At 54.6% G+C, this 18,102-nt stretch carries 18 protein-coding genes; 8 read left to right on the top strand and 10 right to left on the bottom strand.

Features of this window, described 5'->3' with window-relative positions:
* A partial coding sequence (locus tag WEB54_RS16210) for a hypothetical protein (RefSeq protein WP_368056712.1) occupies positions 1 to 219 on the top strand: 219 nt, incomplete at its 5' end.
* Between the two features lies 1 nt (position 220).
* A complete protein-coding gene (locus tag WEB54_RS16205; protein ID WP_368056713.1) occupies positions 221 to 787 on the top strand; it encodes a DUF429 domain-containing protein in 567 nt (188 codons plus the stop codon).
* Positions 788 to 841: 54 nt separating this feature from the next.
* Here the strand turns inward: WEB54_RS16205 and WEB54_RS16200 are convergent, their stop codons facing one another.
* Positions 842 to 1,429, bottom strand: coding sequence for a hypothetical protein (locus WEB54_RS16200; RefSeq protein WP_368056217.1), 588 nt, complete (start codon positions 1,427 to 1,429; stop codon positions 842 to 844).
* 208 nt (positions 1,430 to 1,637) lie between these two features.
* On the bottom strand, positions 1,638 to 3,707 hold the full coding sequence (locus WEB54_RS16195) for an AAA family ATPase (protein ID WP_368056219.1): 2,070 nt from the start codon (positions 3,705 to 3,707) through the stop codon (positions 1,638 to 1,640).
* A gap of 106 nt (positions 3,708 to 3,813) precedes the next feature.
* Between WEB54_RS16195 and WEB54_RS16190 the strand changes: the two genes are divergently transcribed.
* Positions 3,814 to 4,833 carry a helix-turn-helix transcriptional regulator gene (locus WEB54_RS16190; protein WP_368056221.1) on the top strand — a complete coding sequence of 340 codons (1,020 nt, stop codon included), beginning with the start codon at positions 3,814 to 3,816 and terminating at the stop codon, positions 4,831 to 4,833.
* A gap of 3 nt (positions 4,834 to 4,836) precedes the next feature.
* Here WEB54_RS16190 and WEB54_RS16185 read toward each other — a convergent pair whose 3' ends face one another.
* Together WEB54_RS16185 and WEB54_RS16180 are read right to left on the bottom strand one after the other, a co-directional pair.
* Complete coding sequence (locus WEB54_RS16185) at positions 4,837 to 5,769, bottom strand: metallophosphoesterase (RefSeq protein WP_368056223.1); 933 nt, start codon at positions 5,767 to 5,769, stop codon at positions 4,837 to 4,839.
* 200 nt (positions 5,770 to 5,969) lie between these two features.
* Positions 5,970 to 6,137 carry a hypothetical protein gene (locus WEB54_RS16180; RefSeq protein WP_368056711.1) on the bottom strand — a complete coding sequence of 56 codons (168 nt, stop codon included), beginning with the start codon at positions 6,135 to 6,137 and terminating at the stop codon, positions 5,970 to 5,972.
* A 109-nt stretch (positions 6,138 to 6,246) separates the two neighbouring features.
* Here WEB54_RS16180 and WEB54_RS16175 point away from each other — a divergent pair, with 109 nt between their 5' ends.
* Complete coding sequence (locus tag WEB54_RS16175; protein ID WP_368056225.1) at positions 6,247 to 6,606, top strand: hypothetical protein; 360 nt, start codon at positions 6,247 to 6,249, stop codon at positions 6,604 to 6,606.
* A gap of 77 nt (positions 6,607 to 6,683) precedes the next feature.
* On the opposite strand, the gene WEB54_RS16170 is transcribed toward WEB54_RS16175, so the two are convergent.
* Both WEB54_RS16170 and WEB54_RS16165 read right to left on the bottom strand, forming a co-directional pair.
* The gene (locus WEB54_RS16170; protein ID WP_368056227.1) at positions 6,684 to 6,953 is read right to left on the bottom strand and encodes a hypothetical protein; all 270 of its coding nucleotides are present in this window, start codon (positions 6,951 to 6,953) and stop codon (positions 6,684 to 6,686) included.
* Positions 6,954 to 7,168: 215 nt separating this feature from the next.
* Positions 7,169 to 8,068 carry a LysR substrate-binding domain-containing protein gene (locus WEB54_RS16165; protein ID WP_368056229.1) on the bottom strand — a complete coding sequence of 300 codons (900 nt, stop codon included), beginning with the start codon at positions 8,066 to 8,068 and terminating at the stop codon, positions 7,169 to 7,171.
* Between the two features lie 108 nt (positions 8,069 to 8,176).
* Between WEB54_RS16165 and WEB54_RS16160 the strand changes: the two genes are divergently transcribed.
* The 4 genes from WEB54_RS16160 to WEB54_RS16145 all read left to right on the top strand — a co-directional run bounded on the left by WEB54_RS16160 (position 8,177) and on the right by WEB54_RS16145 (position 12,326).
* Positions 8,177 to 9,394, top strand: a complete 1,218-nt coding sequence (locus tag WEB54_RS16160; protein ID WP_368056231.1) for a M20 aminoacylase family protein — start codon at positions 8,177 to 8,179, stop codon at positions 9,392 to 9,394.
* Positions 9,395 to 9,474: 80 nt separating this feature from the next.
* A complete protein-coding gene (locus WEB54_RS16155) occupies positions 9,475 to 10,503 on the top strand; it encodes a TRAP transporter substrate-binding protein (RefSeq protein ID WP_368056233.1) in 1,029 nt (342 codons plus the stop codon).
* 33 nt (positions 10,504 to 10,536) lie between these two features.
* A complete protein-coding gene (locus WEB54_RS16150; RefSeq protein WP_368056235.1) occupies positions 10,537 to 11,037 on the top strand; it encodes a TRAP transporter small permease in 501 nt (166 codons plus the stop codon).
* Complete coding sequence (locus tag WEB54_RS16145; RefSeq protein WP_368056237.1) at positions 11,034 to 12,326, top strand: TRAP transporter large permease; 1,293 nt, start codon at positions 11,034 to 11,036, stop codon at positions 12,324 to 12,326. Before WEB54_RS16150 ends, WEB54_RS16145 begins: the two co-directional genes overlap by 4 nt.
* A 149-nt stretch (positions 12,327 to 12,475) precedes the next feature.
* On the opposite strand, the gene WEB54_RS16140 is transcribed toward WEB54_RS16145, so the two are convergent.
* The 4 genes from WEB54_RS16140 to WEB54_RS16125 form a co-directional block, all read right to left on the bottom strand.
* Positions 12,476 to 14,035, bottom strand: coding sequence for an indolepyruvate oxidoreductase subunit beta family protein (locus WEB54_RS16140; RefSeq protein WP_368056710.1), 1,560 nt, complete (start codon positions 14,033 to 14,035; stop codon positions 12,476 to 12,478).
* Positions 14,036 to 14,059: 24 nt separating this feature from the next.
* Positions 14,060 to 16,195, bottom strand: a complete 2,136-nt coding sequence (locus tag WEB54_RS16135) for a thiamine pyrophosphate-dependent enzyme (protein ID WP_368056241.1) — start codon at positions 16,193 to 16,195, stop codon at positions 14,060 to 14,062.
* A gap of 121 nt (positions 16,196 to 16,316) precedes the next feature.
* The gene (locus tag WEB54_RS16130; RefSeq protein WP_368056243.1) at positions 16,317 to 17,630 is read right to left on the bottom strand and encodes a TRAP transporter large permease subunit; all 1,314 of its coding nucleotides are present in this window, start codon (positions 17,628 to 17,630) and stop codon (positions 16,317 to 16,319) included.
* Position 17,631: 1 nt separating this feature from the next.
* Positions 17,632 to 18,057, bottom strand: coding sequence for a TRAP transporter small permease (locus WEB54_RS16125; protein ID WP_368056245.1), 426 nt, complete (start codon positions 18,055 to 18,057; stop codon positions 17,632 to 17,634).
* Positions 18,058 to 18,102: the final 45 nt, after the last annotated feature.

Here is an 18,102-nt window from a genome sequence, read left to right as displayed (position 1 = left end):
GGAGTAGAGGTGACTAAGTTGGGGGGAGTCAAGGGGCTGATTTATTGGCGCTTACTTTTTATGAGGTTGGCTGGTATTGATTTAGCCTGGCACGGTGCCAAGAATCCATCTGCTGTAGCCATCGCGTTGCTGGATCGCAAAACACTGACTGTCGAGACTATAGCTCCCAGCCTGGGGGGGGGCTACCGGGGTCGCGGATTATCTTGCATCGTGGCCTGACATTCTCGGCATTTCAATCGATGCACCGCTCATTATCAATAACACCACCGGCCAGCGTCCTTGCGAAAAACTATTGAGTGGTGACTACGGTTCACGACATGCATCTTGCCATACTTCAAACCTGACGCTTTATCCTGACCCATCCAGCGTTGCTTTTTCAGAACAACTTAAAGAGCGCGGCTACCAGCATCTTGGGAAAACGAAATGGCAGCTCGAATGCTACCCGCATCCGGCCATCATTGAATGCTTTGGGCTGCCTATGCGACTGAAGTATAAAAAGGGAAAAGTAGCCGATAAAAAGCGTGGCCAAATTGAACTGGCGGGCCTTCTCAAGGGGTTAGCTCAGTCTGAGGTTTTGAAACTCATCATTCCAGACGCATTAAGTTATTTCCTGGATGATGACCACATTAATTCGCTCAGTGGCCGCGGTCTTAAAGATAACGAAGATGCGCTGGACGCTTTGGTGTGCGTGTATATTGCGGGATTATTTGAGTTGAAGTTGGCAGGTACACTGTATGGTGATACCGACAACGGGTATATTTGGGTACCACAGTTTTACTGTATTTGACGTTAGAATGACCTCGGCCTGCAGTATTGGCGTTACAGCAGAGGTCAGTATTTTTTACTGAGAATGATCAATATAAACTGACAGTGAGATACCAAACGTAGGACCTGAGGTCACCAGCTCATTGCCAAAGTTATCCGACACTGTGATTTTCGTATACGAAATATACGGATCTACTGATACGTTCTCGGTATCAAAAATCGCAATCGCCCCTCTTACGGTGTACCCGGAACCACTGGCTGACCCTCGATTAACACCGTCTTCCTGATAACTCTGAGACGCGAGCAAAAGCGCCCCCTGTACTTTGAAACTTGAGCTTTTATTCAAAGGAAGGGCCAACCCAATTGCCGGACCAATTGTCGCTGTAGTAAGCTTTTCTGAATAACCATCATACTCGTATTTCGTTGACGTTGCACTTGACGTGAAGCCAAGACCAAACGTTTCGTTCAAATAGTAAAGTGACGATGCTGAAGCACTAAAAGCACTTACTGTACTAGTTTCAGTACCAAATGTGCTATCAATATCAGAATAATTAATAGCCATGCCACCACCGATCTCTAACGTTTTGGCTCCAATTTCAGAACCAAACGACATGGGTGCTACGGCCAACAAAATTGAAGAGAGAAGAATACTGCTGTGTTTCATATCATTTCCTCTGTAAGGGGGTTTCATTCTATCCTTGCGTTGTCCAAATAGTCAAATTCGGGAGTTCCGTACGCCATTACTTGCTGCTCAGCGCTTGAAAAATAATCCAGGTCACTCGTCATTCCGCACAAAAATATTGTTCTATTTTTTACTACTTTTACTTTTCCGTGCAGTCTTTTTTGATCATTAAGTATTCGATTGGTTCCGTTTAATGAACAAACCCAATAGGTTTCGAAACCCGGGGCTTCAGCAATGCATTCTGACTCAACCGGGCAACCAGATCCTCCATGCTGCTGATCGGATTAAACCTGTGTTGTCGCGTCACCGCTGCGATATCTCCTGCGGTTAGCCCAACCAGGTGCTTATAGGCCATGTCATCACCTTCTTTGATGGTCAAGCCAATCAGGTCGGCTTGTTGGTGGAGCATCCTTTTCAGTTGGTCTTCCCGCAGGGCCTGAAACTCAAGTTTCAGGTCGAATCGGCGCAGGGCTGCGGAGTCCAGTCCGCTCATGCGGTTGGTGGTGGCGATGAACAAACCGTTAAAAGACTCCATCTGCACCAGGAACTCGTTTACGGCGGTCAATTGCCAGGAGTGCGATGCGGATTCACGCGGGTAGAGAAAGCTGTCGACTTCATCAATCAGCAGCACGGCCTGGTCGGTCTCGGCTTGCTCGAAGGCCTTGGCCAGGTTTTGCTCCGTTTGCCCTACCCAGGGGGAAATCAGGTCTGAGGCTTTGGTCTGTTGCAAAGGCCGCTCAAGCTGTTCGGAGATCCAGCGTGCCAGTGCGGTCTTTCCGGTACCCGGCTCGCCGTAAAAGCACATTCTTGCTTCCGGGTTTTGCTTCAGACCTTCAATCAGCGGTGCCAGCTCCATATCGACATTGACCAGGGCCGGGTCGTAGCCCTCTTCTGTTTTTTGCTTCCATTGCCGGCGAGCCTGGCTGTGGCCCTGGGCTTCGAGCGTGTTCAGTACCATGGCTTCGAGGTACTGGCTGTTATCCGTCAGGTCACTCAGTTGGGCTACCTCGGCCGCCCGGCCAATGATGGCTGGCGTGAGGGCTTCGATTTGCGTGAGCCGCTTCAGGGCGGTTTCGTCAACCCAGTTGCCTGTTTGTTGCCGGGCAATTTTCAGGCGCTGGTGCTGGGGTGGTGTGTTCAGGGGCAACACCAGATCGAACCGGCGGATATAGGCCGGGTCAACCTGTTCCGGGTGGTTGACGATCCAGATGGTGGGCAGCGGGTTCTTTTCCAGCAGGTTCACCATGGCTGGTTTGACCAGGTCCGGATCCTGGGCTCTGAACAGGGAGGTTTCGAACAGATGGTCGGCTTCGTCCATGAGTATCCAGCCGTCGCCGGGCTGCATCAGCATCTGGGCGCATCGGTACAGGGATAGGCGGCTGGCGGAGCGGGTGAACCGGTCTCGTTGTGGCTGGTAGTTGGGCTCGTAAAGCGGCAAGCCACAATGGGCCAGCATGGCCAGTACAAGCTGGGTTTTACCCGTGCCGGGCTCACCGTGAATCAGGATGTTCATTCCCGGCTTGGGGGTACGAGTGGCTCCAGTGATGTAGTGCTGAAGCAGCGTCAGTGTTTTGCCCAGGTGTTGGAAGTCATTCAGGCACTGGCCCGGCGCCGATGAGGGCGTCAGCACGTGCCGAAGGATGTCGTTGGTTTCCGTCGCGGCGCTGAGCAGTTGATCGGCCAGCTGCTCACTGGGCAGGTACAGATCCTCCAGCCCAAACCCCTGGCTTAGCGCGGCCGAGTCACTGATCAGGCCCGATTCAAGCAATCGACTGCCTTCACTGAGGGCGTTAATGACATCCCGGTAGTTGAGTTGGAGCATGGTGCAAATGGTTTGTACCGTATCCCGTGCGGTGGTGCGCATGGAAAGCTGGGGGATGTCGCTCAAGATCGGGTGGGCATGCATGGTGATGGCCAGCAGAAAGAGCCGGCATTCTGTCTCTGAAAACCCGGCCATCGTCTGGATTCGATCGAGGTTTTTCTGGATTTGCACTGGCAACGGTCTAGCGTTTTGCTCAGCCTGGCGCCAGGCTTGCTCCAGTTGTTTCTTGAAGGCTTTGGCACTCGGCTCATCGTCCGACTCGGAACCACTGGTATTGATTTCAAGGAACTGCTGAATGGACTCGTCCACGTATTCCTGCAAGTGCCGACGACGGCGCAGTTGAGGCGAGTGCATGAAAAAGCGCAACAGCCAGAGTTGTGCATGGGCTTTCAGGCCCTCGACTGGGTCCTGATTTGGTATTGAGGCTAATGCAGTCATGGGTATCCCTCGCTGTTACGGCTTGAGGAGGTAGACTAGCGTTCGAGGCGTCAATATGTGACGCTACCAGCGAATGACATGATTCCCAGTTGCTAAGGACAGTACCATGCCACGCAAGACCGACCCGCTGCAGCGCAGCCTGTTGCTGCTCCAGCTCATTCCCCGACACCCGGGTATGATTGCCACCACAACCTTGCAGGAAAAGCTGAAAGACCGGGGGTTCGAGGTGACATTGCGGACTCTGCAACGGGACATGAACGGCTTATCCATGCAGTTCCCGATTTTCTGCGACGAAAGTGAGCGACCTCATCGCTGGTGTTTCGACAAGGGTTACAGCCACAGTTTGCCGGGCATGGACACCAATGAAGCACTCACGCTGGTACTGGCCAAACAATACCTGACGTCACTGTTGCCAGCGGCTGTACTGGACAGCCTGGCCGGGCCGTTGAACGAAGCGCACAAGCACCTGGACAGTATTCAGGCCAACGGGCATGGCAGCTGGCAATCCAAGGTCCGGTTGCTGCCGGCTCACCAGTCACTGGTTCCGGCGCGTTTCAATGCCGACGTTTGGCATGTGGTGACCGATGCTCTGCTGCACCACCACGCCATTGAAGCCCGCTACCGCAAACGGAACAACGAAGAACCCGATGACTACTTGCTTCACCCCCAGGGCATCGTGCACCGCCACAGCGTGACGTATTTACTGGCGACGGTAAAAAACTACGACGACGTGCTCCAATTCGCCTTGCACCGCTTTGAAAGTGCCCGGGAAACAGTCACGCCCTTTAGACCGCTGGCGAACTTCTCGGTTGAGTCCTATATCAGAAACGGCGGCTTTGGCCTGCTTCAGTCTGAAGAGACCATCACGTTAAAAGCCCTGATAAGCCGGGAGCTATTCGTTCGGCTGCAAGAAACGCCCTTGAACGAGTCCCAGGTACTCACCGCGCCGGATGACACTGGCTGGGGGCTAATGACGGCACAGGTTCGGGATGAGCAGACGTTGTTCTGGTGGCTACAAAGCTTGGGGGGTGCTATTCGGGTGCTGGCACCTCAGCAGTGGCGTGATGAGTTGTTGCGGCAGGCTAAGGAGTTGGTTGGGTGGTATGAGGCTAGTGAAAAAACCTGACACTCAGACGCTCCTTTCGACCCAGCAGAAATTCTCTTTAGCCAGAGTTTTCTCGCCATCCCAACGGTATGCACAGAGTTTACCACCCTCGTCGCCCGCTATACTGTAATCAAGGCACGCGACATACGGGTTTAGTGGACTCGGATCATCTCTCAACCAATAGTGACCAATGAAGACCGGTTTATCAGAGGCATATCCCGGCAATGTATTCACAGGTATATCAGTGTCAGGCATTTTGCTGACTTCACTGCTTGGAACCATGGCCACTTCTTTGTAAGTGGTTGCGTCAAGCCTCCACCAGGCTGTGCGGATACCCGAGCGGGTGTGATTATTTTTATCCTGAAAGGTAGCTCCGTCTGGCAACTCAATTTCCAGACCTTTTAGTACAACCTCCAAAGCTTCGTAGCCAGCTCCCTCTTTGAGTGCGAGTGCCGGCCAAGCATTTGGTTTAATACTGTTTCTATCGTCAAGGTAGGATTGCAGTACGTTGATTTGTTTTGAGTGCCAGCATGCATGAACAACTCTCAAGCCATCCAGTTCCAGGTACAGCGGCAGTGTCTTGAACCATTTAATTAACTCACGGTGGGTCTCACTGCCTTCAGACACCTGAGCCAGAAATGCCTGGTGCTGGTCCCTGTTTTTATCGCTGTGCTTTCTTAGATAGCCATCAGGGCCTTCGGGATGCTCTGTCGCCCAGGCGACAGCGTTGAATTCGTGGTTGCCCATGACAGCCAATGCTTGATTAGCCTCGACCATACTCTTGGCAATCTGAACGACTTCCAACTGCTCAGGGCCTCTGTCTACAAAGTCACCGAGGAATATCACTGTGCGGGTTGAGTGTTGCCAAACGCCACCCTGCTGCTGGTAACCCATCTTGGTCAGTAATTGCTTGAGAGGCGTCGCGTGGCCGTGTATATCGCCAATGATGTCATACATCGTTACTGCTCCTTCGTTGGCTTGGCAGGGTCCCCTGCGTTCTTATCCTGACCATACTGTCAGGATAAGGCAGTAGAGCCCAGATCTTTTAGCTGTTAGTCATTGGCTGATCACTGCAGTTGTCCGTTGATAAAAGACAAAGTAGAGGCGAGCCGGCCTGAATCAAAAGAGTCGCCATCGTAAAAACTGTCTGATAGCGCTTAATAGAGGGCTTCCGAAATGCTCGCTCCCCGATCAACTCGATCCTTAACTGCTCGAGCAACCATATCGTATTCATCTTCGCAGTCGTTTTCCTTACACCCTGTATTCATCGGGTCTGCTTGAAACAAGGCCTGTGAGATCTGCTTAGCGGTATATTGCGTGGCCATATCGGGTCTCCCTGTGTTTGATGAGGCTATTGTCTATCATGGTGCGACATAATATGTCGCTCCACCGACTAGACTCATCACTTGAAGCAACAAACACAGGTGGTGCCGTATGAACCGAGTCAACAAAGAAGCTGCCAGGCAATATCGCGAGGCCCGCGAGGGACTGTCAGCGGCAAAAATCCAGGCGTTGGATTTAAAAGAAGCGCGTGAGCAGGAGTTGGATTCACTGACTCGGGCCATTCATCACGAATGGTTTCCGGAAGAGTCTGATCACATGATGGATTCCATCAGCGATGCTCGTGATCGCAAGCGAGGGATCAACCCCATGAGCGCTGAATACACTGAAAGCGTCAATACACGGCGTGAAGCCAGAGGTGTCGAGCCACTTGGAGAGAATGGCCTGCCAACCACCAAAAAAAGCTGGGACCTTGCCGCTGCGGAGGCCAAGCGCCGTTTAACCGGGTTATAACCGACAGGGTTTTAGTAACCACTGAACATATCACCCTGAGTGTTACTATTCCTTGGGTGTCTAATCCCATTCCAAATCTAAAGCTGCAAAGCAGCGTCAAGACCCTCGTGGTCAAAGGCGCTGACCATTCGAGTCATCTCTGACCGCGCGGCACCGACTTCCCTGGCCACTTCCCGCCAGGTGCGGGTGGTTTGCGGCACTTCACGAATGATGGCACGCGCCGAATCCAGACCCAATCCAAAGAACTCTGATGCTTCCATCAGCAGCTCCACCGAACAGGTACCTTCATCCAGATTGATGTTCGTGGTCAGTATCCGTGCTTTTACATCGACCGGTGTCGGATTCAAATTATAGGCTGGAGATAGAACCCAGCCGCCCCGCCCTGTCCAGTGAAAGACATGTGTACATCATCAGCCATCTGAGCGCTTCCAACCTGGACCAGTCATAGGGACACGTTTAGGCAACTGCGCTGAAGACAGCGATTGTCCAATCTCGTCCTCCGTTGGGTCTGCAAGCTGCCCGAGTCCACCCAGCAGCCCGAGTCCACCCAGCAGCCCCAGTGCTATAGCGACAAGGGCTTAATATGCCGGCTAAACAAAGTTGCTAACCTCTGGGCACCCGAGTTAAGGGGCACGCCTCTCAGCTTGAGCATCCCCAATGTAATTGATGGAAAGGCCGGTAGCGACTCAAAGTGAGCCAGCCCGGCGCCGGACAATGGATCCTCGAACAGTATTCGGGGGCCAAAGCCGACCAAATCGGTCCGCCGCATCAATTCGGTCATCAGTGTTGGAGAGTCGCACTTCACCACCTGACGCGATAGGATTATGCCCTGCTCCTCGAGCCAGACCAACAATTGCTGTGCCAGGCTACCGGTGCCCAAACTCAGGACCCAACGGGCTTCGGCCATCTGTGACCAGGTGTTCGCTTTCAGGAGCGGGTGGCCAATCCGCGCAGCTGGCTCGGCGAGGATCCGTGCCAAGGGTTCGAATACGATCTCATACGGCAGTTGATCCGGCTCCACAGCAACAATAGCAAAGTCGATACGCCCTTCCAGCAACCCTGGCATCACATTCGTCAGCATGCCCTCTACCAGGGTCAGGGCGGCATCAGGATGTGCTCGATCAAACTCATTGAGTACTCGAGGAAGTGCTGTGGCCGCTATCGTTGGGGTCACCCCCACCGTAACCTTAATGCTAGTGTCCCCGCACAACCAGCGAACCTCATCCCGGGCCTTGTCTAGCGTAGCCAATGCAAGGCGCGCCCTGATTAGCAGCGCCTGTCCAGCGGGAGTGAACTCGACCCCCTTGTAGCTACGCACTAGTAACTCGGCCCCTAAATCCGCTTCCAGCTCACGAAGCGCCTTGGTCAGGGCACTCTGACTCAGATGCAGCTCTCTGGAGGCACCCCGAATCGACCCCTGTTCAGCCACTTGTAGCAACGCTCTGAGTTGATGATCTTTCATATCAATGAACACCAATAGTTGTCATCAAACCGATTATGTCGTCTTTACGTTGTCTCCGGCAACTGCCATCGTACATGCAACAAAAATAAATGCTGAACGGAATATTCAATGACAGCTTTCCCGAAGTTCCAGCCAGATGTCAACAAGATGAAGGCCTGGCGCCACCAGATCCACCAGAACCCGGAACTTGGCTTTGAGGAAGTTGCCACTAGCCGCCTGGTGGCCGAGTGGCTTGAGGAATGGGGATACGAGGTGCATACCGGACTCGCCGTAACCGGCGTGGTCGGGGTGTTGCGCTGGGGCGATGAACAAGGCCCGCGACTTGGACTGCGTGCAGACATGGATGCACTGCCCATCCACGAGCAAACAGGCCTGCCCTGGGCGAGTCAGGTGGCTGGCAAAATGCATGCCTGCGGTCACGACGGACACACGTCAATCTTGCTGGGGGCCGCCGAAGTGCTGGCTCGACTCCATCGCGACAACGCCCTGCCGGGTAGCGGCTCCCTTACACTGATCTTTCAGCCCGCCGAGGAATTGGGCGGTGGTGGTGGTGCACGCCGTATGATCGAGGAGGGGGTACTGGAGCGCTTTCCCTGCGACGCGCTGTTCGCTCTGCACAACTATCCCGGCAAACCGGTCGGCCACTTCTATTTCCGCGAGGGGGCCTTCCTGGCGTCATCGGACAAAGTCTCGATCACCTTCGCTGGCAAGGGCGGACATGGAGCTATGCCGCATCTGGCCGTGGATTCAACCCTCCCGGCAGCCGCTACTGTGATGGCGCTGCAGAGCATTGTGGGGCGCAACGTGGACCCCAACCTCGCCTCGGTAATCAGCGTGGGTCGGCTGCAAGCTGGCAACGCCTACAATATCATCCCCGAGACTGCCGAACTGGAACTGAGCGTCAGGACACTTGACCCCGCCGTGCGCGACACCATAGAGCGACGCATTCGCACCATCGCCGAGTCTCAGGCTGAAGCCTTTGATTGCAGCTGCGAGGTCACCTACGAGCGTGGCTACCCGGTACTGATCAACGCGGCGGCTGAGACTCAGTTGGCGGTGGAAACCGCCCGCGCGCTGTTCGGCGATTCATTGGTCGAGACAGCTGCTGCCCCCCTGACGGCCAGCGAAGACTGCGCCTTCTTCCTTGAGCGCATCCCCGGCTGCTACCTGATGGTCGGCAACGGCGACAACGGCTACGACCAGGGGGCGCATTTGGGGCCGTGCAGCGTCCACAACCCCCACTATGACTTCAACGATGAGTGCTTGACACCAGCAGCAGCCTTTTGGTTGGGGCTGGTGTCGCGATACTTCACCACTTCCAAATAACAGAGGTTCTCTGCCCCTCAGCTCTGTGCCGAGGCCAACGCCTGTACTTCACAGGAACAACAACAATTAGGAGAATAACCATGACCCGCATGAAAAAAACCACACTGGCTTTCGGTATCGCCCTCGCTCTGGGCACCAGTGCCACCCAGGCACAGACTAGCCTGACGCTCTCCAACTGGGTGCCACCAAACCACTTCGTCAGCACAGACATTCTCGGCGCCTGGGCAGAGGAGGTTACCGAGGCCACCGAGGGACGTGTGCAGATCAGGATGCTACCCAGTGCCGTCGGCTCCCCCGAGAAACACTGGGAGCTCGCGCGCCTGGGCGTGGTCGACATCACTTGGGGCAACTTCACCTATGAACCCATTCGCTTCAAGTCACTGTGGTTTGCCGAGATGCCTCTGACCGGCTCCAACGCCGTCGCCTCGTCTATCGCCCTGTGGGACACTATCGGGGAGTACATGAGCGATGACCCAGCCTATGATGGGGTCAAGCTGTTGGGCGTCGGCCTGCTCGGCGGTGGTGCTCTGCACCATGGCAGCCAACCGGTGGTAGACGTTAGCGACCTGGACAACCAGAAGCTGCGCATGGGTGGCCCGATCCAGAAAGAGCTGCTGGAGGCCTTTGGTGCGGTCCCCGTGGCCGCGCCTGCCACTCGCGGCTACGAGCTGCTCGAAAGCGGCGTCGTCGATGGCTCGCTGCACCCACTGGAGTCGGTTATCGCCTTCCGCCTGGAGAGCCAGTTGGAACACCACACCTTGTTTCCGGGTGGCTTCTACGATGCTACTTTCTTCATCGGCATGAATGAACGCAAATGGGACTCCCTGTCCGATGCAGATCAGGACGCCATCATGAGCGTGTCGGGAGAGCACCTCTCACGACTGTGGGGCGAACGTTTTCATGCCCAGAACCAGGCCGCTGAAGAGGAGTTGCGCCGGTTGGGCAACCAGTTCCACCAGCCATCCGATGCTCTGCTTGAGAAAACCCACGGGATTCGCGAAGCCATGCTAACCTCCTGGTTCGAGGAAATGCAGGGGCTGGGCTACACAGACCCGACGGCCATCGTCGATTTCTACGAGAGCCGTTACCAGGCCCTCGACAGCGAATAACCCGGCCAGCCCGGTATAGGGCAGGAGCTACTCATGCGACACATACTCATACGGGTGAGGCTGGGCGTGGAATCAGTGCTGATTTTGGCACTGTTTGCCATCGTGGCTCTCACCTTCTGTGACGTGCTGGGGCGCCGGTTGTTCGGCATCCCCATCTATGGTGCACACGACATCACAGAACATCTGATGGTGATCATTATTTTTTGTGGATTGCCGCTGGTTACTGCTGATCGCGGGCACCTTGTCGTGGACCTGTTTGATCGCTGGCTGTCCTCACCCCATTTACAATGGTGGCACGCCCTGGTCTCGGTAAGCGTGGCGGCCATACTGTTTCTGATCGCCTGGCAATACGTACTGGCAACTCAACAGGCTGTGCAAATCCACGAGGCGAGCCAGGCACTCTACATTCCGCGCAGTTACATGTACGCCTTCATGGCCTTTACCGCTTTCCTGTCCGGGCTGTCCGCACTGCTGCCAGCCTCACTCTTAAACATCACAACACCCGCCCATGATCAGGAAGGGAATCCACTATGATAATAGGTATCGCTTCCCTGCTCGGTGTGCTGCTGCTCGCTTTCCTGCGCGTACCGCTGGCCTTTGCACTAATGGCTGTCTCGATCGGCGGGCTCACCTATGTGGTCAGCTGGGACGTGGCACGTTCGATGGTCTCGCTGACCATCACTCAGGCCGTGTTCTCCTATGAGATGGCGGTAGTACCCATGTTTGTGCTGATGGGGAACATCCTGGCACGCTCCGGGATTGCCGATGACCTGTTCCGAGCGGCTTACGCTTTTCTGGGCTCGGTTCGCGGTGGTCTGGCGCTTTCTACCATGATGACCTGCGCCGGGTTCAGCGCCGTGTCCGGCTCCAGTCTGGCAACGGCTGCTACCATGTCCAAGGTGGCCTACCCGAGCATGAAGCGCTACGGTTACTCGGACTCGCTGGCCACGGCGACCATCGCTGCGGGTGGTTCACTGGGTATCCTGATCCCGCCCTCGATTATTCTGATTATTTACGGCATTCTCACCCAGACCAATATCGGGCATCTGTTTATTGCTGGCGTGCTGCCGGGCCTGTTGGGGCTGGGGCTCTACCTTGTTGTGGTCTGGCTGATCGCCTGTTGGCGGCCCGAAAGCGCGCCGCGTGGTGATGCCACGCCCGCCAGGGAGAAGCTGACCTCGCTGCGTGGCGTCTGGCCCTTCGCACTGCTCTTCGGCTTGGTTATCGGCGGCATTTACCTGGGATTTTTCACGCCCACTGAAGCCGGTGGCATGGGGGCCGGTTTCGCCCTGATCATTGCCCTGTTACAGCGACGCATCGGGCTTAAGCATATCCGGCGCATCTTCGTCGACACCGCTGCCACCTCAGTGATGCTCTATGCTGTGTTGTTCGGCGCCATGCTCTTCACCCACCTGATCTCCTTTTCCGGGCTGGGTGAAGGCATCCGCCACGGGATCGATGGCTTGGGCCTGGGGCCCTACCAGACACTGCTCATCATCCTTATGGTGTTTCTGGTGCTAGGCTGCGTGATGGATTCGCTGTCCATCATCCTGATCTGTGTACCGTTGTTCGTGCCCACCCTGACAGCCAACGGCTTCGATCTGGTGTGGTTCGGGATCATCGTGGTAGTGGTTACAGAGATCGCCCTGATCACGCCGCCCATCGGCATGAATGTCTTCGTGATTAAGGCTAGCCTGCCCCATGTCCCTCTGGTGAGCATCTACAAGGGGCTGGTACCTTTCATCGGCGCGGACCTAGTGCGGCTGGCCCTGCTGATCTTATTCCCCGCCATCTCGTTGATCCTGGTGCAGTTGATGCAGTGACGGAAGAAATAATGCAATGAAGGAAGAAAGCGCCGGGTGAGCATGAAGCTGATATAGGGTCAGCTCCATGAGTTGCCGGTCGCTGTGAATTGTACAGAACAATTGTACTTAAGCACCGCTTTGGCAGAATCAACACCTTTCCGCGCTAGTTAATCTCTGCTGCTGGCAAGTACTGGCGCCCGGTCCGGAAACTGGTCCAGCTCATTGACCAACAGCTCAAGCGATTTACCGTCTTCATCCTCCAGCCCCGCGTCCCTTAATCTTCGTACCTGAGCTGGCAGGTCGGGTCGATCAGAATGTCGATCAAGTACTCGCATGATGGTGTCAAAGCTTCGCCAGCCGCGAGCGTGAGTATCACCATAGCCTTTCACCAGGCGCTGGCATTCGATCACCTCAATCGCGAGTTTAGGATCATCTGGTATCAGTTTCTCCACGCGCTCTAGCCAGGCATTGATGCGTTTATCCTCTACCGTGAATCGCAATGTCTTCCGGCGCCAGCGACGCATGCCAGCCAGCGTATAAAGCATAAAAAATCCAGTCAGTTTTGTAGTTCGGATATGGCGACCCCTGTGGGTTAACCGACCAAGCAGGCGACAGACACGGGGGGATCGCATGATCCAATTGCCAACGCCGGACGGCAGTGTATCGCAGATTTCTTCAACTCTAGGGTGCATGAATTCGGTGACATAGGTGATCTGATCATTTTTGACCTTGACTTCCTCGCGCACTCGTTTGAACCGCTCGCTGCGGGTTTTCAGGTCTGCTACTCGGATTGTATCTTCATAGCTCATCCACAACGCCAGATATCGAGCGGTTTCAGCAGAAAGTTGGTAGTCATGGGACGCCCCTCCATTGGCATGCTCGAGATCAATAATCCGTTCCAGCCGCTCCAAATAGTGCTCAGCGTACTCGGTGTCCTGATAATCCATCATCCGCCGAATACCTTCTTGGGCGTTCCTGCGGACTTGCTCGGGATGTCGAGTCTGAATTCGGTCCAGTAATTCCAACACCCTTGCATTAGTCGTTTGGTTTGCAAGTGGATCATCGGGCACTGCCGTGACTGGCTCTGCAATAGCCTGTTCCATGCCTGCACTGAAGGCCTTCAGGCTCGGTTCGACACCGACACCGCCGCGCCGAATGGCGGCTTCGTATGCTTCGCGCGACAATGGTAGCGCCGTGCTGGCCGCCAGGGCGCCAAACAGAACAGCACTGATCACACTGCCGTTGGCTTCTGCCGTGGCATTCATATCAAAATGGATGAAGCGTTTCGCAGCGATAGTGGCATTTTTGCGGATGGGCTCCGGGTCATGGATGCCGTTTCCCATGGCTGTTTTTTCAGTAATGCCATATACCCGGTGACTTGACGCGATCACAGTAGTGCGATCAGCAGTAATCAGTCCACGTTGCAGTGCGCGTCCCACCTCCATGAACTCTGCTGCGATGAGAATATCCACATCGCCGGGTACTGGCATCAGTGCCAGAACAGGATCCCTGCCGGCGATCTGAGCCGCCTCGGCGGGAAACAACTCAAGATAATAAATAGTGGCCCCGGTGCGCTGAGCGACACCCGGTACTGAAGTGGTCTGGGCGAGATAGCCGGAATGCTCAGCCAGATTAACAATCCAGTCGGATAAAACACCGCCGCCCTGACCGCCCATGGCGAGTATGGCAATGGTGATGGGACGAGTGTGTGTGGTCACTTCGCTCACAATATACTCCTGAATAAACGGGTTCTAGAACTGGTATTGAGCCAGTCGGCGCTCAGTGCGTGCCTGAAGTACGTTGATAACAGTGCTGCGTACCCGACTAATAAACCGGTCCCATTTGTTGGGGTTGTTAATAACCTCGGCACGGTAGAAAGACGGACAAAGGACGGCTGCATGAGCGACCTCCCCACACAGGCCACAGCCCACGCAGGTGTTGTCTACATGGGCGACCGGGTCCTGACGCAGCGGATCCGGGTTGGGTTTGATTGATAGTGAAGGGCAGCCAGAGAGCCGGATGCAGGAGTGATCACCGGTACAGGTATCACTGTCGATCCCGAAACGTTCATGAACGACCCGCTTGCCGGTTTTTACCGCGTTGCGAAAAATTGGTTTTTCGCGGCGCTGGCGGTTGAGCATGCATTCGGACTGGGCAATAACCACTTTCGGCCCACCTGCTTTGGTGGTCAGAGCCTCTTTCAGGGCATCCTTCATCCGCTGCAGGTCGTAGGTGCGGTCTACTGTTCGTACCCACTTTACCCCGACACCGCGCACAGCCTGTTCAATCGGGATATTGGTTTGACGAATGGGATTGTCAGCCCGGGAAGAGGGTAAGTCTTGGCCACCGGTTGCGGCGGCGTAGAAATTATCCACCAACAAAATCACTTGATCGTCATTGTTGTAAACGGCATTGGCCACACCGCTGGTCAAGCCGTTGTGCCACAAGCCCCCGTCACCCATGACACTGATGGCTCGGCGACCAGACGTACGATTGAAAGCCGAGGCGGCGGATGCTCCGAGACCGTAACCCATGGTGGTATTGCCCAGGTTGAACGGCGGCAGGATAGAGAACAGATGGCAACCGATATCACAGCTGATGTGATGTGCGCCCAGTTCACGTTCTAACAGTTTGATTGCGGTGAAAATAGGACGTTCCGGACACCCGGTGCAAAAAGCCGGAGGCCGAGCAGGTACCGCCGTATCAAAATTGTCAAAAACAATGGGTTTGGCTATGACCGCATGCTGGGCCAGCAACTGAGGCGCATGCTGTTCACAGAATTGTCGGATACCGTCAATAAGCACCTGACCGGTGTACTCCCCAGCTTTGGGCAGCATGTCTTTACCATGCAGTTTTGTCGTGCAATCCTCGCGACGCAAGATGGCGTGTACGTTTTGCTCCAAATAATCCGGCTGTCCTTCCTCAACCATTAATACGGCTTTTTTATCGGCGCAGAATTCCACAACTTCATCACCCACCAAAGGATAGGTGACATTAAGCACATACAAGGGGATCTGGCTGTTGCCAAAACTGTCCGCCAAGCCCAATCGTTCCAGCGCCCGGATCACAGTATTGTAGAGGCCACCTTGAAGCACGAGACCGAGGTCTTTGTGCGAACCGGAAAAAAATTCATTAAGACCTTGCTCGCGGATAAAGCGTTGAGCTGAGGGCCAGCGGCTATCAACCTTCTCATGCTCATGGGCAAAGGTGGAAGGCGGTAGTGAGATGCGGGTTACATCACGCACTGGCTTGTCCAGTGCTTCGTTGATAGAGAACGGCGGTCGCTTGTTGTCAGTCGCTGTAAATCGACCGTGCACGTGACAGGCGCGTATGCGCAGTTCCAGCATGACCGGAGTATTGCTCGCCTCGGACAACTGAAAACCCTGTTCAACCGCCGCAACGATACTGGGCAAGTTCGGGCGTGGATCAAGTAGCCACATTTGGCTTTTCATGGCAAAGGCATGGGTGCGCTCCTGAATAATACTGGAGCCATCACCGTAGTCCTCTCCAACGATGATCAGGGCACCCCCTGTCACACCCCCGGAAGACAAATTAGCAAGAGCGTCAGAGGCTACATTGGTGCCGACGGTGGATTTCCATGCCACTGCCCCGCGTATCGGGTAGTTGACTGAAGCCGCCAGCATGGCGGCGGCCCCTGCTTCACTGCCGTTGTTTTCAAAATGAACACCCAACTCTTTCAAGATAGGGTTTGCGTCGTGCAGGACATCCATCAGATGAGAAATTGGGGCGCCTTGGTAACCGCCAACATACGCGACACCTGACTGCAGCAGCGCCTTGGTGACGGCGAGGATGCCTTCACCGTGAAACTCTTCACCCGCGCCAAGACGCAACTTTTTCACTTCATTAACAAATGATCTTTCAGCCATTTTCTGTGCCCTCCAAAACCCAATGCCGTAGAACGGTCAGTGGATTAAACCTTGTAACTTATATTGATAATTGACACGAAATATCAGCCACGGAGCAATGTAAACTGGGATATGAAGCTTGTTATTGCATGAGTGACGACAGCCCCGTTGCCAGCCATGGCATTGCCACCACCATCATCAATACCATCAGCTGTAACAGAAGAAATGGCAGAGCCGCCTTATATACCTGAGTCAGAGTAATGCCAGGGGGTGCCACACCCTGCATTACGATCAAAAGCAACCCAAAGGGAGGCGTGAGAAAGCTGATCTCCATGGCAATCAGAAACAACACGCCAATCCAAATAGGATCCAGCCCCAAAGACGCTACGAGTGGCATGAAAAACGGCAAGGTGATCATGATCATGCTGATTTGATCCGCAAAACACCCCAGTATCAGCAAGACGAGCAACATGCAAAGTACCAGCATCAGCGGCGTAAGTTCCCAGCCGCCCACGACGCTGAGCAAGCCGCTGGTGGCGCCGGAAAAAGACAATAATTGCGAGAACGTGGTAGACGCCACCAAGACAAACAGAATCATGACGGAAATCTTGGTGGTCTCCATCAATGATTTAATCAGTGAGTCTTTGTTCAGGCGGCCATAAAAGAGGGCAGCCAAGGCTGCAGCAACCGCCCCGAATGCAGCTGACTCAGTGGGCTCGGCCCAGCCTATGAGCATACTGCCCACCACCAGCACAAAGATTCCGAATAAGGGCAAGACGTAAACACAGAACGGTCTCCACCGTTCCCAGCCGCTGGGCAGGGCAATGTCATCCATCGGTGCCAATGCCGGGTTATGCAGGCAGCGAATAACCACATATCCAAGAATAGCCAGACCCATGAGGAGACCTGGAATGATGCCACCAATCAACAGACCGCCAATTGAGATGCCTGCCAGGCTGCCCAGTGTCACGGCGAGAGCGGAAGGTGGGATCAACATGGCAATGCCACCCACGGCCATGATCGGCCCCATCGCAATGGATGGGTGATAGCCACGTTTTAACATGTCAGGCAACAAGGAGCTGCCCATCATGGCGGTATTGGCGATACTGGAGCCGGACAAGGTGGCAAACGCGGTGCCACCAAGCACGGACACAATACTGAGCCGGCCGGGGACGCGCGCGATCAGGCCTTCAATAGCAGAAATAGCACGAAAGGCCAGGCCGGTATGAAAGAGGATCTCTCCCATCAGTACAAACAGGGGTATGGGTATCAGCGAAAACGAATTAACAGCGCCAGCAGTATTGCGAGCCATCTGCATTAATCCCATTTCGCCACCGAGAAAAAGATAGGCCCCGACAATATTGATGGCAAGAAAGCCAAAAACTACTGGCAGACCTATTGCCATCAGCACAATGAGGCCACCAATCAACAGAGTTAATGCGAGGTGCCACTCCATATCAGGTATCTCCAACCACTAAACGCCAGAAGCGTCTTAGAAATTCCACAATCAATAGTCCGAAACTGAGCACCGGAATGACGAAAGTCCACCACTCAGGGAAAACAAATGCTTTGAACACACGAGTCCCCCGGGTGTAGTACTCCACCCCCACATTCATCATGAAATACAGGAAAACAATGGCAATTGCCGCCCCGCAAAGGTTGATCAGAATTTCCAGTCGGCGTCCGGCCTGACTGGGAAGGTTGTTGTACAGGATATCAATACGGACATGAGCATTTTCATATAGCACCCAGGGCGCACCCAGAAAAGTCGCTACACCGAGAGCGTACTCGCTGCCCTCCATGATCCAACCCAGGGAGCCAAAACCGAGGTTTCTGCTCATGACGTTGTAAACGATTAGGACAGCCAGCATAGCGATAATCATGCCTGAACACAGTCCACAGGCTCGCATTACATAGCCGTAAAACAA

The sequence above is a fragment of the Saccharospirillum sp. genome, from assembly GCF_040881935.1.
Classification (GTDB): Bacteria; Pseudomonadota; Gammaproteobacteria; order Pseudomonadales; family Natronospirillaceae; genus Saccharospirillum.
Note: the sequence above shows the minus strand (reverse complement) of the source record. Positions and strands in the feature narration are given on the sequence as shown.